20 protein-coding genes are annotated in these 21,910 nt (G+C 63.4%); 9 read left to right on the plus strand and 11 right to left on the minus strand.

What is annotated here, in order from left to right:
- Nucleotides 1–546: 546 nt before the first annotated feature.
- The 6 genes from mscL to AC07PZ_RS00830 all read left to right on the plus strand — a co-directional run bounded on the left by mscL (nucleotide 547) and on the right by AC07PZ_RS00830 (nucleotide 5,613).
- The gene (gene mscL, locus AC07PZ_RS00805) at nucleotides 547–978 is read left to right on the plus strand and encodes a large conductance mechanosensitive channel protein MscL (RefSeq protein WP_495293095.1); all 432 of its coding nucleotides are present in this window, start codon (nucleotides 547–549) and stop codon (nucleotides 976–978) included.
- A 45-nt stretch (nucleotides 979–1,023) separates the two neighbouring features.
- A complete protein-coding gene (locus tag AC07PZ_RS00810; RefSeq protein WP_495293096.1) occupies nucleotides 1,024–1,242 on the plus strand; it encodes a hypothetical protein in 219 nt (72 codons plus the stop codon).
- A 235-nt stretch (nucleotides 1,243–1,477) separates the two neighbouring features.
- Complete coding sequence (locus AC07PZ_RS00815; protein ID WP_495293097.1) at nucleotides 1,478–1,807, plus strand: hypothetical protein; 330 nt, start codon at nucleotides 1,478–1,480, stop codon at nucleotides 1,805–1,807.
- Nucleotides 1,808–2,242: 435 nt separating this feature from the next.
- Nucleotides 2,243–3,154 carry a helix-turn-helix domain-containing protein gene (locus AC07PZ_RS00820; protein WP_495293098.1) on the plus strand — a complete coding sequence of 304 codons (912 nt, stop codon included), beginning with the start codon at nucleotides 2,243–2,245 and terminating at the stop codon, nucleotides 3,152–3,154.
- 256 nt (nucleotides 3,155–3,410) lie between these two features.
- The gene (locus tag AC07PZ_RS00825) at nucleotides 3,411–4,202 is read left to right on the plus strand and encodes a LysR family substrate-binding domain-containing protein (RefSeq protein ID WP_495293099.1); all 792 of its coding nucleotides are present in this window, start codon (nucleotides 3,411–3,413) and stop codon (nucleotides 4,200–4,202) included.
- A 16-nt stretch (nucleotides 4,203–4,218) separates the two neighbouring features.
- Entirely contained in the window at nucleotides 4,219–5,613 is a 1,395-nt protein-coding gene (locus AC07PZ_RS00830) for a GGDEF domain-containing protein (protein ID WP_495293100.1), read from the plus strand.
- A gap of 354 nt (nucleotides 5,614–5,967) precedes the next feature.
- Here the strand turns inward: AC07PZ_RS00830 and AC07PZ_RS00835 are convergent, their stop codons facing one another.
- A complete protein-coding gene (locus AC07PZ_RS00835) occupies nucleotides 5,968–7,212 on the minus strand; it encodes an MFS transporter (RefSeq protein WP_495293101.1) in 1,245 nt (414 codons plus the stop codon).
- Nucleotides 7,213–7,388: 176 nt separating this feature from the next.
- Here AC07PZ_RS00835 and AC07PZ_RS00840 point away from each other — a divergent pair, with 176 nt between their 5' ends.
- Nucleotides 7,389–8,258 (plus strand): LysR family transcriptional regulator, encoded by an 870-nt coding sequence (locus AC07PZ_RS00840; RefSeq protein ID WP_495293102.1) that lies wholly within the window; start codon nucleotides 7,389–7,391, stop codon nucleotides 8,256–8,258.
- Nucleotides 8,259–8,297: 39 nt separating this feature from the next.
- Here the strand turns inward: AC07PZ_RS00840 and AC07PZ_RS00845 are convergent, their stop codons facing one another.
- From AC07PZ_RS00845 to AC07PZ_RS00890, 10 genes are all read right to left on the minus strand, one after another.
- Nucleotides 8,298–8,840 (minus strand): cytochrome b, encoded by a 543-nt coding sequence (locus tag AC07PZ_RS00845; RefSeq protein WP_495293103.1) that lies wholly within the window; start codon nucleotides 8,838–8,840, stop codon nucleotides 8,298–8,300.
- The gene (locus AC07PZ_RS00850) at nucleotides 8,837–10,528 is read right to left on the minus strand and encodes a catalase (protein WP_495293104.1); all 1,692 of its coding nucleotides are present in this window, start codon (nucleotides 10,526–10,528) and stop codon (nucleotides 8,837–8,839) included. The genes AC07PZ_RS00845 and AC07PZ_RS00850 overlap by 4 nt, the downstream gene beginning before the upstream one ends.
- 180 nt (nucleotides 10,529–10,708) lie before the next feature.
- The gene (locus AC07PZ_RS00855; RefSeq protein WP_495293105.1) at nucleotides 10,709–11,308 is read right to left on the minus strand and encodes a TetR/AcrR family transcriptional regulator; all 600 of its coding nucleotides are present in this window, start codon (nucleotides 11,306–11,308) and stop codon (nucleotides 10,709–10,711) included.
- Nucleotides 11,309–11,404: 96 nt separating this feature from the next.
- Nucleotides 11,405–12,121 (minus strand): ABC transporter ATP-binding protein, encoded by a 717-nt coding sequence (locus AC07PZ_RS00860; protein WP_495293106.1) that lies wholly within the window; start codon nucleotides 12,119–12,121, stop codon nucleotides 11,405–11,407.
- The gene (locus AC07PZ_RS00865) at nucleotides 12,118–12,873 is read right to left on the minus strand and encodes an ABC transporter ATP-binding protein (RefSeq protein WP_495293107.1); all 756 of its coding nucleotides are present in this window, start codon (nucleotides 12,871–12,873) and stop codon (nucleotides 12,118–12,120) included. The genes AC07PZ_RS00860 and AC07PZ_RS00865 overlap by 4 nt, the downstream gene beginning before the upstream one ends.
- Nucleotides 12,870–14,144 (minus strand): branched-chain amino acid ABC transporter permease, encoded by a 1,275-nt coding sequence (locus AC07PZ_RS00870; protein WP_495293108.1) that lies wholly within the window; start codon nucleotides 14,142–14,144, stop codon nucleotides 12,870–12,872. Before AC07PZ_RS00870 ends, AC07PZ_RS00865 begins: the two co-directional genes overlap by 4 nt.
- A gap of 1 nt (nucleotide 14,145) precedes the next feature.
- On the minus strand, nucleotides 14,146–15,087 hold the full coding sequence (locus tag AC07PZ_RS00875; RefSeq protein ID WP_495293109.1) for a branched-chain amino acid ABC transporter permease: 942 nt from the start codon (nucleotides 15,085–15,087) through the stop codon (nucleotides 14,146–14,148).
- Nucleotides 15,088–15,144: 57 nt separating this feature from the next.
- Nucleotides 15,145–16,383 (minus strand): branched-chain amino acid ABC transporter substrate-binding protein, encoded by a 1,239-nt coding sequence (locus tag AC07PZ_RS00880; RefSeq protein ID WP_495293110.1) that lies wholly within the window; start codon nucleotides 16,381–16,383, stop codon nucleotides 15,145–15,147.
- 266 nt (nucleotides 16,384–16,649) lie between these two features.
- On the minus strand, nucleotides 16,650–17,291 hold the full coding sequence (locus tag AC07PZ_RS00885; protein WP_495293111.1) for a TetR/AcrR family transcriptional regulator: 642 nt from the start codon (nucleotides 17,289–17,291) through the stop codon (nucleotides 16,650–16,652).
- A 4-nt stretch (nucleotides 17,292–17,295) separates the two neighbouring features.
- Nucleotides 17,296–18,645, minus strand: a complete 1,350-nt coding sequence (locus tag AC07PZ_RS00890; protein ID WP_495293112.1) for an enoyl-CoA hydratase/isomerase family protein — start codon at nucleotides 18,643–18,645, stop codon at nucleotides 17,296–17,298.
- 136 nt (nucleotides 18,646–18,781) lie between these two features.
- Between AC07PZ_RS00890 and AC07PZ_RS00895 the strand changes: the two genes are divergently transcribed.
- Nucleotides 18,782–20,701, plus strand: coding sequence for an AMP-binding protein (locus AC07PZ_RS00895; RefSeq protein WP_495293113.1), 1,920 nt, complete (start codon nucleotides 18,782–18,784; stop codon nucleotides 20,699–20,701).
- A 133-nt stretch (nucleotides 20,702–20,834) separates the two neighbouring features.
- Nucleotides 20,835–21,788 (plus strand): helix-turn-helix domain-containing protein, encoded by a 954-nt coding sequence (locus AC07PZ_RS00900; protein WP_495293114.1) that lies wholly within the window; start codon nucleotides 20,835–20,837, stop codon nucleotides 21,786–21,788.
- Nucleotides 21,789–21,910: the final 122 nt, after the last annotated feature.

Raw genomic sequence — 21,910 nt, forward strand, 5'->3', positions numbered from 1 at the left:
ACGGCGACAAGCAAATGCGACCGTCCCTGCGCGTGAGACATCTGCTGCGTCGAGCACGAATGTGCCATTCAAAGAGCATGAAAGAGCGAGACATCATGTGTATCCTATGAAGACAATCGCCGAATTGGATTTGGATTCACACAGCCTGTCACGCGTCGAGTGCAAAGAAAATAAATATAGAACATAACGAATCGCGCTGAGACCGCACTCCTCTTCCGAGAATGAAAAGCCCACCTCTGCCTGTCCAGCGGTGGGCGTCGTCGCTTGCCAATTCATTCCTTTTTATGCGGATGAGGCGGTATCCAATTCGTGATGCCCTGTGTCTTCTCACTTCAAAGTCTCGACATTTTGTTACGAGTGGGCCGTCGATCATCGCAGGACACTATTCGTATGAATTATTTCACGAATGTGTCGTGAAACTCGAGACTAGACCGAGTCAAGTGCCATGGGCTGTGGGTACTGACGCTATCCTCGCGCCTCCGACGTTCAGATGCACGTCGTCTCATTCCTCTCTTCTCTTCAAAGAAGCCTCCACCACGCAGTCATATGAGCCTCTCCAAAGAATTCAGGGAATTCGCAATCAAAGGAAATGTCGTCGATCTCGCAGTCGGCGTGATCATTGGTGGAGCGTTTGGCAAGATCGTGGACTCCTTGGTGAGCGACGTGGTCATGCCGGTGGTCGGTCTCCTGTTCGGGAAATTGGACTTTTCGAATCTCTATATCGTGCTGGGCAGCGTTCCTGCGGGTGTTCCCAACACATTGACAGACCTCAAGAAGGCAGGCGTCGCCGTTCTCGCATACGGCAACTTCATCACCATTGCCGTCAATTTCTTCATTCTTTCCATCGTCATCTTCATGATGGTGAAGCAACTTGGCCGACTGAGACGAAGTGAGATTGCAAAAGTGCCAGCCCCGGTCAGCACGCCAGAAGACATCGTGCTTTTGAGAGAAATCCGGGATAGCTTGAAAAGCAGGTAGCCGACACGCACCCTGATCGTGTCAAGTAGTTCAGAGAAAAAATAAATGAGTTGGAAGAACAACGGCTATCTGGCGGCAGCACTCCTTGCGATGCTTGCCTTACTCATCCTCCTTCCCATTGAGGGCGACCTCATGGTTCTGCTGGGAAGCATTTTTCTTGTCATGCTGATCGTGCTTCTCGGCAGCCTCTGTGTCACCGTGTTCGGAGTGATCAAGAAATACATCCGTGCACGGCGCAAGTCCCTCAAGAGGACGAGACGCTAGCAGGCCCGAACCGGTCTCGCCGCGCTTCACCCCTCCCGCGCTGAGCAGAAGAAATCAGACAATCCCATCGATGGTGGGATTGCAAAGCTCAGCGGAGCACAAATGTTCCATCGATCGAGCAGATTCAAGCGAGACGCCTGCCATGAGATTTGACAGAATCCGCACGTCTTTTCCTGATGGGATTGCACCTGACCAATGCGCGCCGGGTGCAGGTTGTTCGAAGTAGAAGAAGCCCATGGCGAATAGGCATTACCTCGTATTGATCTGTGCAATCGTCTTTCTCGCGATTGGCTCCTGGCTGTCCCTGACCAAAGAAAAGCAGGTTGCCGATGCTCGTGTCGCATGTGGAGAATACGTGAGCAAGCGCATCGGCCCATCCATCAATCTGGAGGCATCGAGCCAGTGGCCAGCAACGCCGCGCAGCGAGGACACCTGGATCGTCCAGGCCAATTACTCACTGCGTGGCCGTTACGATGCAATGTGGTGTCATCTGCGGGTGCTGGGATCGCAGTTCGGACTCGCGCGCCTGGACAGCGATGTCGAGGACAGCCGCCGTGCCCCCTGAACGACTCGCCGAGGCTGAACAGCAGACTATCGATCAAGAGAGTGTTCTCCAGTGAATCCTGGTCACAGTAAGTGATGCCATTCATCGGCCGCATGCGGGTTTTCCAGAGCACCACGGCGATATATCTTGCAATGCACCACACGCAAGTTGCCGACATTCAAACAATGAGCAATGTCTTAAATCGGTAGCACATGAAACCGCGGAGACTCGTGCGCGAGTGTTGGGCATTCGGGTGACTCTCTCGAATTGAGGTCCTGGAAATAAATCCTGAGTATCTCGGCTAACTCGTGATTTATTTCCGAATCTTTTGATCATGTTTTGTTACATGAGGGATGCCCGGATCGACGCTTACTAAGATCTAGACCTGACTCAATTGATGTGCTTCACCGTGCTCCACGGGCTTGCCCGAACTGAACAAGCGAGAGTGTGACTCACATGGCGACATCCCTCACGCCCAAGCAAGTGGATCTCATCGAAAGCCGATGGGGCATGCAGTCCGCGAGCGCGTTGGTCGCGCTCCCCACTTCCGGCGCATCCGTATTCAGATGGTCCAATCCTACGGCTCGTCTCTTCGAGGTCTCTTCGAATGTTCCGCCGCATTCGGTCATTGTCTCGATCGTCCTTCAGCCGATGCGCGCGAAATCGTACATTGGCGATCGCGAAATCTGGTCCGGACCAGTCCAAGCCGGCAGCCTGCGACTGATGCGCTTCTCCCCTCGCGCCCCGCTGGGGTTTCAGTGCTCCAATTCATTCGACCTGCTTCACATCCACATTCCATTCGATGGAATCAGGACGGTGGCCAGGCGTTTCGGCATCGACTTCAGCGGATCCATTGCGGAGAGCATGCCGCTCTATCTGTCGGATGAACTTGGCGACGTCCTCGGCGGGCATTTTGTGAAGGCAATGGCCATGCCGCTGCGAGAAGGCCGAATGTATGCAGATGGCATCACGCAGTCGCTCATATCCCACCTTCTTCTGAACTATCAGCACGCCCGTCGAGCCCAGCCGCTGCTCGGCAGCACCCGGGATGCGCTGCAACTGGCATTCGATCGCGTCACACGCTCTCCTGAACAACGAATTGAGGTCGCGCAGCTCGCGGAGCTGGCCGGGATGAGCAAGCACCACTTCTCTCGCCAATTCAGCCTTCGATTCGGACTCTCTCCGCATTCACATTTGATTGCCACCCGGCTGCAGCAGGCCAAGATTCGACTCGAGTTCACGGATCAGAGCATCCTTCAGATAGCCATGGACTGTGGATTTTCGGATGCGAGCCATTTCGGGCGGGCCTTTCGGAATTCCGAGGGCATGACGCCAACGGACTACCGGCTTCTGCGGCGTGTGAGATAGCCCAATCGAGCACGGACATACCATGCGCCGAGCACATTTGTCAGAGACGACTCGCAGTCGCCTTGTCGACAATGATCGGATTTAAATTGACTACGTCGTCGCATCCAGGCTCAGTCGAGCGAGCAATCATGAGGAAGCGAGACTTTGGCATTCAAGATCTGCAGTACTTCCTTTCTTTGGCGAAGGATCTGCAGTCCATTCACACGCTACGAGGCGCCTCTCCGCCCCCCGATCACTGACAACTGCGATCGCAGCCATGAGGCGGGAACTGAACCGTGATACAGCTGGTGAAGCAGACCCGGAACTGGAGACGGCAAGCATCTCAGCCGTCAACAAAAGAGTGGCTGACACCTTTCTTGGGCAGCGCCGTGGCACCAACTCCACGCCGAGCTACTCAACAGTCCACGACGGACCTCGCGCACTTCGCATTGGCTCGACCGGCAGCATTTCCAGAAGCGCCCTGGATGACTTGCGGAGGGCGAGCCTCGAAGACGATCCCGGCATTCGTCTGTGCATGTACGAGCTGCCGCTGCGCCAACAGATCCGTGGCCTGCACGGCGATCTGCTGGACATCGGCCTTTCATTGACCCCTTACACAGACGGCGCCATTCGCTGCGTCCCTTTGTGGCGGGCCGAGATGATCGCGACGGTACCGGCACACCATCTTCTTGCGCGCGAGAAGCAACTTCCGCTGACCGAGATTGCACGCCATCCACTCGTGCTCTGCGAGCCGGATGGTGTCGGCATCGGTGTCGACGTGCTCGTTCGGATGATGCGATCGATCGGTCTTTTGCCGGCGATCGCCGAGCGCGTCGCATGCCGCAACCTGATGACAACGCTCGTCGCCGCAGGCTATGGCCTGGGTCTTTCCACAGAGACACACTTCCAAGGCTGCGACAACCGGGATGTGGTCAGCCGACCGGTGAGCGGTTGGCCCGGCTGCCCGACGGCCCACTTGCTCTATCGGCCTGCCCGGTCGACTGCCACGATTCGTCGTTACATCGATCGCGCGATCCGGTTGTCCACCAGCGCCTCGCGCACGGCATGAGGCTTCTGCCACGCTCATGAAAGAGATTCGCATCGGCCACAGCGGGCAGCTCTCGCCGCAACATCGCTTGCAGGATTACGCCGATTGGAGCGAATGCACGCCGGCTGCACGAGAAGACTGCGAGATCGTCGTGCGCACCGCCAATGAGTTGTTCGGATCGGGCACGCACTGGATCGAGGAGAGGGACACGCACCGCACTGCGCGCGCGTGGGTGTCCAAGTTCGGTCACCCTGCGATGCCAGCCGCAGACTTCCAGACGCTCTCGCCGCAGCCGCTTTCCACCGACTCGCGCCGGATCCGGCTCGACGGTGCGCTCGAGCAGGAATACACCCGCTACCTGCGCAAGACGCATCAGCGCAACGGCACGCTCCTGATGTGGCTGGTCGTGATTGGATGTTGTGTCCTGACGATCACGGACCTGCTTCGGCCGCTCGCTCCTGCGGCGCCCATGGCGCCCCCTCCCTGGCTGCTCAGCACCTTGCTGGTTCGAGGCTCCGAGCTGATGTTCAGTCTCGCCTGCATTGCGCTGATCAGGTGGGGCTGCACCATGCGGAGCGACATCCTGTGCACCGCGGTGCTCCTGTGCGCTGCATTTGCCGGAGGGACGATATCGGCGCTCGGTCGCGTGAGCGATTTGCCATCGGCCGACCTTCTCCTGCTGATCCTCGCCGCATTCTTCCCGATCGGTCTGGCGTTTCGCCAAAGCATGGCTTTGGCTTTCGCGATGGCGTTCGCAAGCAGCTTGCCCGGCCTCGTGCTGCTGCCCGGCAAAGCGCTGTCGATGCACTCGAATTTTCTCATCGTGCTTCTGCTCACGGCAGGATTCGCGGGGATCGCGGGATACGCGCGCGAGCTCGCGAGTCGGCGCGAGTTCCTCCGGGATCGCCTGCTGCGGCAGCAGGCCGCACTCGACCCTTTGACGGGCCTGCACAACCGGCGCTGGATGGACGACCATCTTCCTAAAGTGCAAAAGCACGCCCGCACACATCGATGCAGCATGTCTTTCATGCTCATCGATGTCGACCACTTCAAGCAGTACAACGATCGGCATGGACACCTGGCCAGCGACGCGGCCTTGGTCGCCATTGGCCGGCATATCACGGCGCATCGCCGCAACCCTCTTGACGTGGCCACCCGTCTTGGTGGCGATGAATTCGGCCTGCTGCTCTTCGATTGCTCTCTTCCGCAGGCGCTTGCGCACGGAGAAAAATTGCGCGCCGCCATTCATGCCCTCGGTCCGGCGGAGATCGCGGCGGACGCACTCGGGCAATTGAGCATCAGTATCGGCATTGTTCAGATCCGTCCGGATGAACAGGCTCAATCGTTCTACCGTCGCGCGGATCGGCTTCTCTTTCAGTCGAAGACATCCGGGCGTAACCGTGTGGCGGGCGCAGGTGCCACTTCTTTGTAGAACGATTGCTTCCATGTCATGTGCCGGAACATCTCCGATCATCCAATGAACGACTTACGAAGCCTGAGCGACGAAGAGCTCGCACGACATGCAAGTGACTGGCGCCAGCGTGCGCTGCATGGGGAGAGGTCTGCGGGAGGCATCGCGCATGCGTTCGAGGCGGAACTCCGCCGACGCGGCGGTGCGGGCTTCGTTCATGCGGCACCCAGCAGCCTGGATACCCGCCCCGAATGGCTCCGCAACAGAAAGCGGGCCTGGTGGAAGATATGGGGCGGTCGAAGCACCTGACCGCAGTTGCCGACGGCGCCGATCTGCCGCCAGCCCGGTGCCTGGCTGCAAGACACGATCGCGCCTTCAATGCGCTGATTTGGCTTGCGTCGAACCAGGCCATAGCCGCACGGCCAGTGCAGCGGCTGCGGAAAGCGTGACCATGGCGACTACCGCAGTCCAGCCCCATTGCGCCAATACGAGCGCGCCCAATGCGGATCCAATGGCCATGCCCAGAAAAGTGCCGGTGAACAGGATGGCGTTGAGCCTGCTTCGCGCACTCGGCTCGATGCCGTAGACGATCGTCTGATGCGCCACCCCTGTCGCTTGAACGCCGAGATCGAAGCCGATCGCCGCAACGACAAGAAGTGCGAGTTGCGCCCGAGGCGGCAACAGCGGGGCCAACGCCATCGAGGCGAACGACACGACGACCAGCCCGGATCCCAGGCGCGAGACGAATTCCGGCCCTCGACTGTCGGAGATCCGGCCGGCGATCGGCGCGGCCAGCGCCCCCGCTGCGCCGGCCAGCCCAAATGCACCCGCCGCCGCCGAGCCTAGATGGAAGGGCTGGCCATGAAGCATCACGGCCAGTGTCGACCAGAAGGCGCTGAAGCCGATCGACAGCAGCGCCTGTGCCGATGTCGCGCGACGCAATGCACCGTGCTGCTTCCATAGTTTTCCCAGCGACGCGAGCAGCGCGCCATATCGCAGGTGCGTGGTTGCCTTGAAGCGCGGCAGCCCGCGCCATGCAATTGCACCAATGATGGCGACGCTCGCCGCGGCCCCGATGAACATGATCCGCCAGCCGAACTGCTCGGCCACGAGACCACTGACGACACGAGACAGCAAGATGCCGAGCAGTACGCCGGTCATCACTGTGCCGATGATTTTCCCGCGGCTTGCTTCGGGCGCGAGGGTGGCTGCGGCAGGAACGATGTCCTGGGCCATCGTGGCCGAAAGGCCGATCACGAGACTTGCGATCAGCAAGGTCCCGATGCCTGGCGATGCGCCCGCAAGCAGCAGTGCCGCAGAAAGTACCGCCGCCTTGATCAGGATGATGCGGCGCCTGTCGTAACGATCGCCAAGCGGAGCCAGAAACAGAATCCCGAACGCGTAGCCGAGCTGCGTAAGGGTCGGCACAAAGCCGATCACGCGTCCGGAGGTGCCAAGGTCGGTGCTGAGCACCGCCAGCATGGGCTGGTTGTAATAGATGGACGCGACCGCCAGGCCTGCTCCCATTGCGAGAAGGAGTACGAGCGAGCGCGATGGCGCCACGGGCGCGGCGACTTGCCCCAATGGCGGGTGCGTATGCGCTGGATGAATGGATGACACGGGAAAGAACCTCGAATGAAGATGCAACGGGCCGCGAGTCTGTTGGGAAATAGATGCAAGCGGTAGTGGCACGCGGCGCAAAAGACTTATACGCTTGGCGTATGCCTTCTCGATCCGCCCCGATCTCTATTCCTCCGCTGAGTCCGGCGACAGCCACGGCCGACCGGATCGACCTGATGCAGAACTTCGTACGCGTCGTGGAGGCCGGCAGCCTGTCGGCGGCCGCAACGCAGATGGGCACGACGCAGCCCACCGTCAGTCGACGGCTGCAGGCACTCGAACGCCTGCTTGGCGTGACGCTCTTGAGTCGATCCACGCGCGGCATCAAGTTCACCGAGGACGGCGCCCAGTGCTTTGAACAGGCCAAGGAAGTGATTGCCAGTTGGAATGCGTTCCAGGCCAACTCGCGCGGCGCCCGCGACAAGCCTGAGGGAACACTGCGTGTTCTCGTGCCCCGGGCTTTCGGTCAGGAGTTGCTGGTCGGTCCGCTGACAAGGTACCTGCGGCTGTACCCCGACGTCTCGGTCGCGTGGTTGCTGGACGACCGGCGGCCGGACTACATCGCCGAAGGAATCGATTGCGCCATTCAGGTGGGCGACATGATCGAGCCCGACGTCGTCGCCATCAAGTTGTCGGAAGTCGCCCAGATCGTGGTGGCTGCGCCATCGTTGCTGGATGGAGTGCGGCCACCCATGCATGCGTCGGAACTCGCGTCTCTCCCATGGCTCGCGCTGCGCACCGTCTACCAAACCGAAGTCTTGCTGACGCATGGACCTAGCGGCGAAACATGCAATGTGCAGATGCGCCCGCGCATGAGTACCGACAATCTCTATGCCCTACGCAGTGCGGCGGTCATGGGTGCGGGCGTGACGGTCGCTTCTGCATGGGTCTTCAAGGAGGATCTCGAACAGGGCCGGCTGGTTCAAGTTCTTCCGGACTGGCATGCATCCGCGATACCCGTGCATCTGGTCTATCCCTACGCTCGCTTCTATCCGGCGAAGTTGCGCACGTTCATCGAGATGATCAAGCCGATCTGGGCCGCCTGATGCTTCTTCCTGTCGCGTCAACCGTAGTTGCGGTGTATCTCAGCGACGTCCACGCCAAGGTGCCATTGTCTGGAACACGTCGTCACGGCGCACCCAGGCATGAAAGAGTGCCGCAGCCAGGTGAAGCAGGATCAACGCGAACAGGCAGTACGCGAATGCACGGTGTGCGGCGCTCAGCAAGCCATGCAGTTCCGCATTGGCGGGAAGAATGTGCGGCAACCTCATTCCCGCCACGATCACCGGATAGTCCGCAGCCGACAGCATGGACCAGCCAATAAGAGGCATCGCGATCATCAGTGCATAGAGAGCCACATGCGACAGCCTGGCTGCGAGCTTCATCGGCTCGGGCATGTCGACCGGCAGGGCCGGTGCGCCGGCGCGCAGGCGCACGGTGAGCCGGACCACGGCCAGCACGAGGATCGCGATGCCCAGCGGTTTGTGGATGCCGACAAGAGTCAGATAGATCCGGTCGACGGTGGACACCATGCCGACACCGATGAACAGCATCGCGAGAATGCCGATGGCCATCATCCAATGAAGGGTGCGTTGCAGGAGATTGAACCTGGCGATGGGGCGACTCATGGCTTGCTCTCCATAGGGGTGTGCGGGTAGCTGTGTGCTTCAGCCGTACGGCGGTCGTAAGACACGGCATACGCAGCCGAGCGTGCGGCGGGGAATGGGTCGTCCGAAGTGCGCATGCCTGCCGGCAGGACCGTCGGATCGAAGTTGATGTCGCGGCAGGCGCCATCCGCCTCGGCCTCGACCCTGTTGACCACCAGCGTTCCCACCTCCACCTTGCGGCGGTCTTCCGGCCAGGCCTTGCTGGGATCGGCGGTAGGGTCTTCGGGGTTGGCAATCGTCAGCTCCAGCCGCCATTTCTGCGGAGCACCCGCGACCCGCCCGGCGATCTCCTTGAAGAGAAAGTCGGGATCACGGCTCTTGAGTTCCGTCACGGGCACCGCGACCGCCTCAGCCTCGGGAATGAAAGACCAGCGAACCGTCTGGTCCTGGCCCCGCATGTTGGTCAGCACGAAGCTGTTGAGACTGTTGAAGCGGTCTTCGGCATAGGACTCCGTGAATGGCGCAATGCTCGCCCATGCGCCGAATGCGCCCAGCGAAGGGTGGGCAGCTGCGAACCGCTTCACTGCGGTGGGATCGGCTTTGTTGGCGCTTGCCAGCTGCAGTGCATAGAAATCCTGCGGCGTGGCAATCGGGAAGAATGGCGCGTTGATCATGGCCGAGCGCCACTCCTGCCCGTCGGGTTCCTGGATCCGCAAGCTCATGCCGCGCACGCGCGCACTTCCGTCAGCCATTGTGGGCAACGGGCCGGCCAGATTGAATCGGCCGACAACCGGATAAGTGCCCGCAGCAAACATGGGCGCACGCGACAGCACGACGCCGGCGCCATTCGCTTCGAAGCTCCCGGCGAAGCACATTCCCTTGGCATGGTTGCGCCTGAAGCCCTTGGCCGGACCGCCCGGTGGCGCGAGCGAATCCACGATCTTTGCCGGGCCGAGGCGCGCCGGTGTCAGCCATCCTGCTGCATAGGCGAAGGCACAGCCGGCACCGACGACGATCAGTCCGATCGCGAGGAATCGCAAGGCGACCGACGTGCCGGACATGGCGCCATTTTTACGAAGAGAGTCGATCGGCATGTCGACCGCCATGGCGTTGTCTTGTTCGGTCGCCGTTGCCGCCTTCCGGCGCCTCACATCGGATACGGTCAACCAGAGCGCCGAGACAAGGAAGTAGAAGGCACCGAAAGCGGCGTAGGGTGCGATGTCGGAAATGGCCGGCACCTTGGCGCCGGTGGCCTGGTGGATGAAGAAAAGGCCGGCCAGTGCAGACTGTGCGCCGCTCAGGATCATCGCCCACTGCGCCCCTTGCGTTTTCCATCGACGCCGGCCTACGGCGAGTTGAAGGAGTCCTGCCAGAAACGCCCATGCACCAAACACGGCGAGTACCGCATGCATGTTTTGCCCGAGCGTGATCGCAACGGCCACCGTGGTCAGGCTGCTCACGGCGACATTGAGTGCGTGGGCGCGGTTGTTCTTCAAGCCCCCGGTTCGGCGGGCATCCACCAGATTGGCGAGCGCGTCCCAGGCCGGATAAAGGACGAGCAGCAGTGCGGAAAGTGCCGGCAGCCTTCCGGCAAATGCAAACGCAGCCACAACCCAGCAGATCGAGAAGGCCGCGCGGGAAAAATAGTATCGCTTCAGCCATCCATCTCCCCTTTCGGAGAGCCTGGGGCGGAGCCTGGTGTCAGTCATATTCATTCCTCGTTCAAGAAAGTGAGGCGTCGTCGGCCGCCTTCAGCGCGACCAAACGGCGCGCCTCAGGCGACAGCCAGGCTGCCTGCGGATACAGTGAATGGACCATCGAAATCTATCTACTAGTTGATAGACAGCGGGATCAAATGAAGGAAGGTGCATCCTGAAACTCCATGCGCTTCAGTGTTGGTGAACTGGGGCGAGCAACTGGCGCACGCCCTGTTGCACCACCGTGCTGAATGCCTTCGGGTCGTCATACACACGGGCCGCCACCATGCCGCCGTGCACAGTGGCCATCAAAGCCATCGCTTCGAGTTTGGGCGTGGTTCGCAACAGGAAGGTCCCGGTGGCGGCGCCTTGCTTCAGGACCGTGGCCAGCCATGCCGTCAGATCCACGAAATGTCCGCGAACCTCATCCGCGACCTCCGCGGGGATGGCAGACAGTTCAGACCCCAGCATGGCGCAGATGCAGAACATGGACGTGCCGTTCCGAATGCAGGCCTCCCAGTACCCCGTGTAGGCACGGAGGCGGCCAAGCGGATCGGCGATCTGCTTCTCGAGCACCGCCAGACCTTCGCGACCTTGTTCGCGATAGCGACGCAGCACGGTTTGAACCAGTTCAGCCTTGCTGGGGAAATGGTGGTGGATGCTGGCCTTGCTGATATGCACGATCTCCGAGATATCTGCGTAGCTGAAGCCGTTGTACCCTTTCGTCGCGAGGAGAAGCTGGGTGCACCGCGCGATCTCGGCTGCCTTGGGAGTGAGTTCCGGGGAATTCATGCGCGCAGTCTATCTACTAGTTGGTCGATGTCAAGCGCCGGCAGACTGAATGCGAAGACCGGCGCGGAGCCGGTCGCGAGGAACGCCGCCGTCAACTCAGACCGCGAGCCACGTATCGAGAAGACCCGGGTCCTGCTGCAGTGCCTCAGGCGTGCCCTCGAACACGATGTGCCCGTGTCCCATGATGCATACGCGAGAGGACACTTTCAACGCGATCGCGAGCTTCTGCTCCACGAGCACGACGGACACACCGCGCCGATGGATGTCCTGGATGAATTCGCCCACCGCGGCAACGATCTTGGGCGCGAGGCCTTCGGTCGGTTCGTCGATCAGCATCACCAGGGGATTGCCGAGCAACGAACGACCCATGGTGAGCATCTGCTGCTCGCCACCCGAGAGACTTCCCGCCCGGGTGCTGCGCCTTTCGCGAAGGCGGGGGAAATAGTCGAACACCTCGTCGAGGGTCCATTGCGGCGCGCCGGGTGCTGGCGGCTGCATGCCCATGCGCAGATTCTCATCGACCGTGAGGTTGGCAAAGACCTCGCGCTCTTCCGGTACGTAGGCCAGTCCGGTGCGGGCGATCCTGAACGGGCGCAGAACCGAGACCTCCTGGCCGCCCAACCTGACGGAGCCGGCCGAAGGCGTGACCAGGCCCATGATCGCCTTCATCGTCGTCGAACGGCCGGAGCCGTTGCGGCCGAGCAGGCTCACGATCTCCGCACGGCCCACGTCGAAGGACACTCCCCGCAGGATGTGGCTCTTGCCGTAATGCGCGTGCAGTCCCGACACCGACAGCAATGGCGCGGCGTTCATGCTGCGTTCTCCTCACCCAGATAGGCTTCCTTGACTTGAGGGTTGTTCCTGATCTCCGCCGGCGTGCCGGTCGCGATGACCTGCCCGTAGACCAGCACGCTGATGCGATCGCTCAGCGAGAACACGACCTCCATGTCGTGCTCCACGATGAGCAGCGTGCGATGGCCGGTGACTTCCCGAATCAGCGCCGCCGTATAGGCGGTCTCTTCGTTGGACATGCCGGCCATGGGTTCGTCGAGCAGGATCACCTGGGGGTCCGACGCCAGGGTCATCGCAATCTCGAGCGCCCGTTGCTCCGAATAGGACATCGCACCCGCAACCGACGCCGCCCGGTGCCCCAACCGCACGAGTTCCAGCAGCCGCTCCGTTTCTTGCCGGATGCGCCGGTGCCGGTCCAGCAGGCGCCATGCGTTGTACTGCAGGCCGAAGGGCCGCATCACCGCGAGCCGGAGGTTCTCGAAGACCGACAGCTTCGGAAAGATGTTCGTGATCTGGAACGATCGCGCCAGGCCGAGACGATTGATCGCCTGTGGCGCCAGGCCGTCGATCCGCGCGTCGCGCAGCCGGATCTCGCCGGACGTCGGAACCAGGTTCCCGGAAATCAGGTGGAAGAGCGTGGACTTGCCGGCGCCATTCGGGCCGATGATCGCGTGCCGCTCACCGGGCAGCAGGTCGAGGTCGACACCGCGAATGATCTCGGTGGCGCCGAATCTCTTGTGCACCGATCGAAGTCGAACAATGGGACTCGTCATTTGGCACCTGCGGATCGGATGGTGGCCACGGCCAGCGGGCCGGCGCCCTCGGGGTCTGGCTCGCGGAGCCTGCGCGCCGCATACGACACCAGCAGGCCGCAACCCGCCAGCGCGAGCGGGATCGACCAGGTGACGAGCGACATTGGATTCCACGATGCCCCGAAAGCGCGGACTGGCGGCCAACCCGTCGCACTTGCCGATGCCAGGGACTGGTAGTCCTGCGAGAACAGTCTCTGCGCCAGCTCGACCACGAAGACGAAGGCAACGGCGATCAGCACGAAAGCCAGGAAGCTGGCGAGCAAGGCGGGCGCTGCCTTTGCGATGCCTGCACTGCGTACCGTCTCGCCGATGTTGCGGATCAGGCCCGCCAGGCCCGTGGGCATGAACAGCATGACGGACACGAAGATGATGCCCTGGTAGAGAAGCCACGACTGCGTCAGGTCGGAGACCGCATAGCCGAAGAAGGTCATCAGGGCGGCCCCCAGCGCGGGGCCCAGGAAGGCGTTCACACCGCCGATGTAGGTATTGAGCACCACGGCCGCCGAGACCCCGGCATCGAAGACGACATAGTTCGTCGCCTCATTCCCGAGCACCTGGAGTCCGCCGGCCACGCCCGAGAACGCACCGGATACCGCGAACACCATGACGCTGACGCGATGGACGTCATAGCCCAGGAAGCGCAGGCGGTGGGCGTTCTCGCGCAATCCGAGCGTCAGCCGACCGAGCGGCGTCAAGGTGAAGAACCACAGCAGCGCCAGACAGCCGAGCACCCAGGCGAGATCGAGATAGTAGAGCTGCGTCGTGCTGGCGAAGTCGAATCCCCACGCGGGCATGCGCATCGTGGAGATTCCGCCCTCGCCTCCGAACACCTGGGCGATGTGCGGTGCCAGCGAATGGACCAGCTCCGCGATCGCGAGCGTGATCATGGCGAAGTAGGTGCCGGCGCGCTGCGTGGCGAACCACCCCATCGCCGCACCGAATGCGAAGCCGCCGACTGCGCCAGCCAGCGGAATCAATGGCGTCGGCAGCAGGCCCGCGCCTCCGAGCGCGTTCATCGCGTGCACGGTGGCGAACGCGCCGATGCCGAAATAGGCCGCATGGCCGAAGGAGAGCATGCCCCCCTGCCCGCACAACAGGTTGTAGGCGCAGGCGAAGAGCGCCGCGATGAGCATCTGGATGGCGGCGTTGAGCAAGCCCTGCGACAGCAGCACGGGCAGCGCGGCGAGCAGCGCCAGGCCAGCGGCGAGAAGGAACCATCGGGACTTCTTCATTTCAGGACTTCTCCCCCATGAGGCCGTGGGGCCGGAAGAGCAGCACCAGCAGCATCAATGCGAACGGGATGGTGGCGGCGAGACTGGACACCTTGAGCGACAACAGGCCGCCCTGCGCCATGGCCCAGGAGCGCAGGCCCACGATCGACAGCAGGTCGGCAAAGCTCGCATCGATACCCACGGCGACGGAAGTGATCACGCCGATCAGCAGCGACGCGACCATCGCACCACCCAGCGACCCGAGTCCGCCGACGACCACGACGACAAAGACGATCACGCCCAGTTCGATCGCCATGTTGGGATTGGTCGTGTAGAACGCGCCGGCAACCGCGCCAGCGAGCCCGGCGAGCGCGGCGCCCAGAGAGAACACGCTCATGAAGACGAGTGGCACGTTGTGCCCCAGCGCTTCCACCATGCGTGGCTTGTAGATGGCCGAACGCACGACGATGCCGACCCGCGTGTACGTCAGCACCGCATAGATGACCACGAACATGGCGAGGGCCACGACGCCGATCAGCAAGCGATAGAACGGGTACTCCGAATGCCCGATCGAGAAGGCAGAGAAGTCCAGCGCGGCCGGCACACGGTAGTCGACGGGGAAATTGCCGAACACCAGCTTGATCACCTCCGCGATGATGAAGGACACCCCGAACGTGAGCAGCAGCTCGTGCGCGTGGCCGTGGTGATGGACCCTGCGCAGCAGATACCGCTCCACCAGAGCGCCGACCAGGCCGACGAGGATCGGCGCCGCGATGATCGCCATCCAGAAGCCAAGCGGCCGCTGCAGCGCATAGGCGAAATAGGCGCCGAGCATGTAGAACGACGCGTGCGCGAAATTGAGCACGCCCATCATTCCGAAGATCAGCGTGAGGCCCGCCGACACCATGAACAGGAGCAACCCGTAGATGACGCCATTGAAGAGAGAAACGAGAAAGTAGTCCATGGATTCGATGGCACCGGCCGGCTGCCGCACGTGCGCGGCGGCCGGCGCCGTGGCAGGTCAGGGACGTTGCATGACGCAGCTGGGTTGAACGGGCGCGCTCGCATCCTTGGCCGAGACGACCTTGACCGGCTTGAAGCCGAGTTGCGTGTCGTCGGCCTTGTACTTGGCGTCCTTGCTCACCGTCGAGACGACCACGGGCAGCAGCACCTGATGGTCTTCGGCCCGAATGGACAGCTCGCCCACCGGCGTCTTGACCTTCGTGGTCTCCATCGCCAGCGCCAACGCCTTCACGCTCAACACGCCGTTGGACGCCTTGACCGACTTCAGCGCCTCGTGGACCAAGGCCAGGCCGAAGACGGTCTGCGGCTCGATGAAAGCCGGGAAGTGGCCCGTCTTCGCCTTGTAGTCGGCGGCAAACTTGTCGCCCTCCGCGCCACCGGCCTCGGAATTGAACGGATGCGCCACGAAGTGGCCGACGGTGAGATCGCCGCCATTGGCGATGTTGCCGGGCTGGTCCAGGAAGACGGTGCCGAATCGCGCCTTGAGTCCGGCCGCCTTCGTCGCCTTCATCATCAGGAGCAGGTCGTTGGACCAATTGCCGGTCAGTACCGTGCTCGCCTTCGAGGCCGCGATCTTCGCCACGTAGGGCGAGAAGTCCTGGATCTTGTTGACGTCGTGAAGGGTCTTCTCGACGACCGTGTAGCCGCCAGGCCCGGCGTTGTCGACGATGGCCTTCTCCATGTCCTGGCCCCAGGAATAGTTCTGGTTGATGGCGTAGACATCGGTGCCCAGCGCGCCCTGCTCCTTCATGGCGGCGACCAGCGCCCGCACGTAGACCTGCGCATTGCCGGTCATCCTGAAATGATAGAAGTGGCACTTCTCTCCGGTGAGCTCCGACGCGACGGCGCCGATGTTGACGAACATGACCTCCTTGCCGGGATTGCGCAGGTTGTACTTGCGCACGTCGTCGGTGATCTGGGCCGCGACCACCGACGAGCCACCTTGAAGGAAGATCTGCGCGCCATCGGCGATCGCGGCGCGGGTCTTGTCGGCGGCACCCACTGCCGTCCCGAGGTTGTCGTATTCCAGCAGCTCGATCGGCTGGCCGTTCCATCCGCCGGCGGCGTTCATCTGTGCGACGGCATAGCGCGCTGCGGTCCGATAGAGCAGTCCGGTGGAAGCCTGCGGACCCGAGAACGAGTCGTTGATGGCGATCTTCAGGGGCGCCGCGACCGCGGATCCCGCAGCGGCGAGAACATACAGCCCCGTGGCGGCCGTGAGAAGCTTCTTCTTCATATCGAGTGTCTCCAGTTCTTTGACTGAAAGTGCTGAGCAGGGGTCGCTCACGTGGTGTGCGGAGCGTTCGGGCGTTCGAGGTCGCAGTCGAGGGACTGCTTCACGACGCGGCTGCTAGTCTTGACTGGAACGATTGAAGCGTCTTGCCCCGCAGTGCATGCGCGTGTCGTGAGCGTGCATCGCCGACGCGGGGTGCGCCGCGCGGTTGCATTCGGCGGCGAAGGGTGCGGGGCGGCTCGGCGTCCGCCGTGAAGCCCGGCGTTCCGCTAGCGCGTGCGGATGCCCTGAAGGAAGATGTCGGCGAACTGCTCGGCCAGATCCTCGACCGCATAACGGCCCTGCGGATCGAACCACTGATGCGCATGATTGAACATGCCGAGCAATCCCAGCGTCGCCAGGCGTGTGTCCGCGATGACGAAGTCGCCGCGTGCGACGCCGCGGCGCAGGCTGCGTTCGATGACGTGTTCGAGGTCGCGCCGCGCGCGGCGAATGTCCGTCCACTGGGGATCGTCGCGGATCAGCCGCCACTCATTGAGAAACACGATGACCTCGTGGCGATAGTCCCGCAGGCTGTGCGCCAGGGCATGCGCATGCATCCGCACCGCGGTCGGAGGATCGTGCGGCTCCAGGTCGATCCGCTCGGCTTCGGCGAGAAGCGGTGCGATCAACCGCTCATGGATCGCGACCAGCAAGTCCTCCTTGCAGGTCATGTAGTGGTAGAGGCCGCCGCGCTTGAGTCCCGTGGCCTCCATCAGGTCGTCGATGGTGGTCGCGCTGAAACCCTTGCGCGCAAACACCTCGGCGGCGGTGGAGATCACGTCCTCCAGGCGAGCATCGTAACGCTCGCGCGACCTCAGTTGCGGCCCACGGGCCTGCGCTGCCGGGTTCGGGTCTTTCGTGGCTGGCATGTTTTCATTGTCGGGCCAGAGCCCGCGAATCCGGGCGCGCTTCTGCGCGATATTCGCTCAGCCGCGCGCCGGCCCGCGCCAGTTCGCTCAACAGGCGGCTGGGCCGCAGACCGCGGGCGGCAAGCCGTTCGACGACACGGTCGAGTCCGGATTCATCGGCGTGATACATCGGGCCGCCGAGAAAGCGCGGAAACCCATGATCGCGGGTCCAGGCGACGTCGATGTCGGAGCTTCTCGCGCAGAGTCCGTCCTCCAGCAGGCGCGCGCCGGCATCGACGATCGCATCGATCAGCGGCGGTATGAGGTGTGGCTCTTCCAGGTGCAGGGCGCTGCGTGCGTCGGCCGCCATGCCGGCGGGCAAGGTCGAGAAGCCGAAGCCGCGCAATGCATGCGCCAGGCGGATGCGCGAGACGCCGTCCCGCTCCCATTGCGCGATGGCGCCGAGGAAGGCCCGGTGAGTCGGGGCGTACGGGCTCGCCGGATCGGCCGCTTCGTCATCCGTTCTGCGCGCCGACTTTCGTTGCGCGAAGAATAGATAGCGGAGCGCCTTCGATTCGGGCGACCGGCGCAGCATTTCGAACAGCCTGGCTTCGACCGTTTCGCCCCTGTCGAACGACGCCATGGCGGCTTCGAGTGCATCCACGACCGCCAGCGAGGCCGGGAACCGGCTTCGGTCCTCGTAGGCCAGCCTGCGCTCGCGGGCGAAGAAGCCATCGGCCATGCCCGACATGTCGACCGGGCCGTCGCACGTGGCACGCGCGCCCTCCCCGCGCTGCAACAGCCGCCTTGCGAAAGCGATGCCTGCAGTGGCCGCATCGGCGTCATCGACCCGGTCGATCAAGCCGCAGGCCAGCGCAACGCGCGCGTCCAGGCTTTCGCCGCTGGAGATCATGTCGTGCGCCTTGGCCATGCCGACCAGCCGTGGCAACCGCTGTGTGCCCAGCGAGCCGGGGATCAGGCCGAGCTTGATCTCCGGCAATCCAAGCCAGGTCGTCGGCGCAGCCACGCGCCAATGGCAGGCCATGGCCAGCTCGAGGCCGCCGCCCAGCACGAAGCCATGCAATGCCGCGACCACGGGGCGCTGCAGTTTCTCCATGCGTGCCAGCGTGCGATTGAGCGGTGTCGCCGAAAAGCCAGGGTCGTCGAAGCTCGCGATGTCGCCGCCCGCCACGAAGGTGCGCCCGACGCAGCACACGACGAGCGCGCGGGAATGCGCACAGCGCTCGAACGCATCGACGGCGTCGCGCATGGACGCGGCGACCGCGGGCGACAACGCGTTGACGGGCGGGTTGTCGATCACCATCACGGCGATGTCGCCGTGGTGATCCAGGCGGACGAGTTGTGGCTGGGTCATGCGTCCCGAGTTTCGCGCGCTGGTGGCGGGCCTGGCGGGTTTGCGCGCCGTTTTGCGCGCGAGAGCAGCACGCTTGCGCTCGGGCGAAAGTCGGCGCCGTTCGCGCGCCTCAAACTTCGCTCGCATGAAACGCCCTATGAAGACTACCGCGTCCATCCGACCTCTCAGGACGATGGACGACGTGATCGCGCTCGAAGCGATCCCCTACGACGAGCTGGTGCCGGCCCGCAATCTCCACGAACTGTTCGAGGCCACCGCGGCGCTGCACGGCGACCGGCCTGCGCTCACGGTCCTTGCGACGGCGGATCCACACGATGTCGCGGGTTCGTGGACCCATCGGGAGCTGCTTCGCGAGATCACGCGCGCCGCGAATCTCTTTGCGTCGCTGGGCATCTCGGGGGACGACGTGATCGGCATCGTGAGCAAGACCTACGCGCAGGTGCCGTCGCTGATCTGGGGCGCGGAGACCGCAGGGGTCGTCAGCTGCCTGAACTACATGCTGACCGGCGAGATCCTGGCCGAGCTGCTTCGCGCTGAGAACTGCCGCGTCCTGGTGTGTCCGGGGCCGGGAGCGGACGCCGAACTCTGGCGGAAGTTGCGCGCGGTGGTCGACCAGGTGCCGACGATCCACACGGTGCTGGCCATCGGCGGATGCGACGACAGCGACCGGAGATTCGTGTCGCTCGACGGCGCATTGGCATCGCACGAAGGCGATGCGCTGACCCATCCGCGCAGCATCGACCGCAGCACGCTGGCCGCGCTCTTTCACACCGGCGGCACGACCGGCGTGCCGAAGCTGGTGCCGCACACGCATGGCAACCAGGTCCACGCAGCCTGGTGCTTCGCGCAGTCCTTCGGGATCACGGAGTTCGATGTGGGGATGAACGGCCTGCCCATGTTCCATGTCGGCGGCACGTCGACGTGGGGCATGTCGGTCCTCGGCGCCGGTGGTCACGTCGTCGTGATGGGGCCGGTGGGTTATCGCGACCCCGCCATGGTCCGCAACGTCTGGGCCATCGCCGAACATTTTCGGGCGACCATGACCGGATCGGTTCCCACGACGATCGGTGCCATGGGCGAGATTCCGGTCGGCGACCGCGACATCTCGTCGCTCCGCATGGCGCAGACCGGAGGCGCCGTGCTGTCCGCGACCGTCGCCGAGCGCTTCGAACAGCGTGCCGGCATTCCGCTGCTCGAGCAGTACGGCATGACGGAGTCGGTCGCGACCATCGCCGCCACACCCTTCGCGGGCAGGCACGTGCGCGGCAGCGTCGGCTTGCGTTGTCCGTTCTCCGAGGTGGCCGTGTGGAAGCAGAACGACGGCGATGGCGGCCCGCGCACGGAGGCGGCACCCAACGAGATCGGGCTGGTGGTCTGCAGGGGCCCGCAGATCGTCTCGGGGTACGTGGATCCGCGCCATACCCGGGGCGCCTTCACGCACGACGGCTGGCTCATCACGGGCGACCTGGGCTACCTGACGCCCGAAGGCTGGCTCGTGCTCACGGGCCGCGAGAAGGACCTGATCATCCGCGGCGGGCACAACATCGATCCCGCCGCCATCGAGGAGGTCGCCCTCGCCTTTCCCGGCATGTCGGCCTGCGCCGCCGTCGGCATGCCCGACGGCTACGCGGGGGAAGTGCCGGTGCTGTTCGCCGTGGCGCTGCCCGGCGCCCACTTGGACCTGGACGCGCTCCAGGCCTTCCTGCAGCGCCGCATCCACGAGCCGCCGGCCAAGCCGCGCCATGTGTTCGTCGTGGATGCCCTGCCGACCACCGAGGTCGGGAAGATCTTCAAGCCCGCGCTGCGCCGGCAGGCGCTGGTGGAGAAGCTCCGCTTCGAGCTGTCGGCCGTCGCGGCAAACGTCCGCATCGCGGATCTGCGTGTCGACACGGGCACGAGGCCCACGAGCGTCGTCACCGTCACGCTCGCAGGTACGGCCGACGGGTTCCTGGATGCAGCGGTGAAGGAGACGATCGCGCGCAACCTCCTGTCGCGCGTGGCCGATCTCCCCTTCGAGTTCGACGTTCTCTGGGCTGGAGGAGATCTGCCTACTTAGACCAATCAGTCTGTAGTAAATAAAACTCCTCACGGATGGAAGAATGAAAACTTAGACTGTTCAGTCGGTGCAACTACCGATGCCGTTCTGCGGCGGGAGGCTTAACGTTCGCGCACAACGCCCGGAGTGCGGAATGAACCTCGTTTTCTCGACACATGAGCTTCCCCAGTTCAAGCGCCATCTGGCATGGCAGGAAGCCTTGTGCTCGCTCTATGTCCGCGTGGACAGCCGGTGCGACGCCACGGACGACTACCAGGGCTTCGTCAAGGAAGCCAGCTTCGGCGACGTCACCGTCACCGACTGCCTGCTCTCGCCGCAGGAGATCACTCGCCGCCGCAGCCACGTGGCGCAGCTGGACAAGGACTGCATGTACCTTGCGATCATGCAGAAGGGCGGGCAGACGGTCGAACAAGGCGGGCGCGTGCTGGCCTGCGACCCCGGCAGCGCCTGCCTTTTTTCGGCCTCGGACACCTACAGCCTCCGGAATGCGGACGCCTACCGCGCCTTCTACCTGGAGCTGCCGCGCGCAGCGCTCGCGCAACGGCTTGCACCCGCGGCGCTGGACAGGCCGCAGGTCATCCAGACGGGATTCGGCATGGGCCGCATCGTGTCCGCGCTGTGCACGAGCATGGTTCTCGAGGCCGGCTCGCTTCGTCCTGCCGTGCGCGAGCAACTCGGAACGCGGCTGCTGGACCTGCTGACCCTGGCACTCGAGTGCGATCCCCACGACAGCCCGAGTGCCGAGCCGCTGGTCCGGGACGAGCGCCTGCGCCAGATCCAGATCTACATCGACGCGCATCTCGGCAACCCGCTGCTGAATCCGGAGAGGATCGCGCACGCGAACCAGCTCTCGGTGCGCACCCTGCACTACCTGTTCAAGGGCAGCGGACAGTCGGTCTCCGACTACCTCTGGGAGCGGCGACTGCAGCGGTGCCGCCAGGAACTGGAGTCGCCGGCACTCGGCACGAGGACCGTGACCGAGATCGCGCTGGCAAGCGGGTTCAACAGCATGTCGCACTTCAGCAGCGTGTTCCGCCGCCGCTTCGGCACGTCACCGACCGGCGCGCGCAGCGCCGCCGTGGCCTGAACGCATCACGGCTGCGCTGACGCGCAAGTTCGCTGCGCGGCGGCGGAAGACTCCAGGGATCCTGCGGGCGGACACTGCCTTGGCGGTTCGGGGAGCAAGCCGTGCGCTGCATCGGGCTCCTC

It is taken from the genome of Variovorax sp. GW821-FHT10B04, assembly GCF_059415645.1.

Bases quoted from the DNA above. Each gene is read 5' to 3' on its own strand.
- mscL (WP_495293095.1), top strand. From the start codon at position 547: ATGAGCCTCTCCAAAGAATTCAGGGAATTCGCAATCAAAGGAAATGTC.
- AC07PZ_RS00810 (WP_495293096.1), top strand. From the start codon at position 1,024: ATGAGTTGGAAGAACAACGGCTATCTGGCGGCAGCACTCCTTGCGATG.
- AC07PZ_RS00815 (WP_495293097.1), top strand. From the start codon at position 1,478: ATGGCGAATAGGCATTACCTCGTATTGATCTGTGCAATCGTCTTTCTC.
- AC07PZ_RS00820 (WP_495293098.1), top strand. From the start codon at position 2,243: ATGGCGACATCCCTCACGCCCAAGCAAGTGGATCTCATCGAAAGCCGA.
- AC07PZ_RS00825 (WP_495293099.1), top strand. From the start codon at position 3,411: ATGAGGCGGGAACTGAACCGTGATACAGCTGGTGAAGCAGACCCGGAA.
- AC07PZ_RS00830 (WP_495293100.1), top strand. From the start codon at position 4,219: ATGAAAGAGATTCGCATCGGCCACAGCGGGCAGCTCTCGCCGCAACAT.
- AC07PZ_RS00840 (WP_495293102.1), top strand. From the start codon at position 7,389: ATGCAGAACTTCGTACGCGTCGTGGAGGCCGGCAGCCTGTCGGCGGCC.
- AC07PZ_RS00845 (WP_495293103.1), bottom strand. From the start codon at position 8,840: ATGAGTCGCCCCATCGCCAGGTTCAATCTCCTGCAACGCACCCTTCAT.
- AC07PZ_RS00850 (WP_495293104.1), bottom strand. From the start codon at position 10,528: ATGACTGACACCAGGCTCCGCCCCAGGCTCTCCGAAAGGGGAGATGGA.
- AC07PZ_RS00855 (WP_495293105.1), bottom strand. From the start codon at position 11,308: ATGAATTCCCCGGAACTCACTCCCAAGGCAGCCGAGATCGCGCGGTGC.
- AC07PZ_RS00860 (WP_495293106.1), bottom strand. From the start codon at position 12,121: ATGAACGCCGCGCCATTGCTGTCGGTGTCGGGACTGCACGCGCATTAC.
- AC07PZ_RS00865 (WP_495293107.1), bottom strand. From the start codon at position 12,873: ATGACGAGTCCCATTGTTCGACTTCGATCGGTGCACAAGAGATTCGGC.
- AC07PZ_RS00870 (WP_495293108.1), bottom strand. From the start codon at position 14,144: ATGAAGAAGTCCCGATGGTTCCTTCTCGCCGCTGGCCTGGCGCTGCTC.
- AC07PZ_RS00875 (WP_495293109.1), bottom strand. From the start codon at position 15,087: ATGGACTACTTTCTCGTTTCTCTCTTCAATGGCGTCATCTACGGGTTG.
- AC07PZ_RS00880 (WP_495293110.1), bottom strand. From the start codon at position 16,383: ATGAAGAAGAAGCTTCTCACGGCCGCCACGGGGCTGTATGTTCTCGCC.
- AC07PZ_RS00885 (WP_495293111.1), bottom strand. From the start codon at position 17,291: ATGCCAGCCACGAAAGACCCGAACCCGGCAGCGCAGGCCCGTGGGCCG.
- AC07PZ_RS00890 (WP_495293112.1), bottom strand. From the start codon at position 18,645: ATGACCCAGCCACAACTCGTCCGCCTGGATCACCACGGCGACATCGCC.
- AC07PZ_RS00895 (WP_495293113.1), top strand. From the start codon at position 18,782: ATGAAGACTACCGCGTCCATCCGACCTCTCAGGACGATGGACGACGTG.
- AC07PZ_RS00900 (WP_495293114.1), top strand. From the start codon at position 20,835: ATGAACCTCGTTTTCTCGACACATGAGCTTCCCCAGTTCAAGCGCCAT.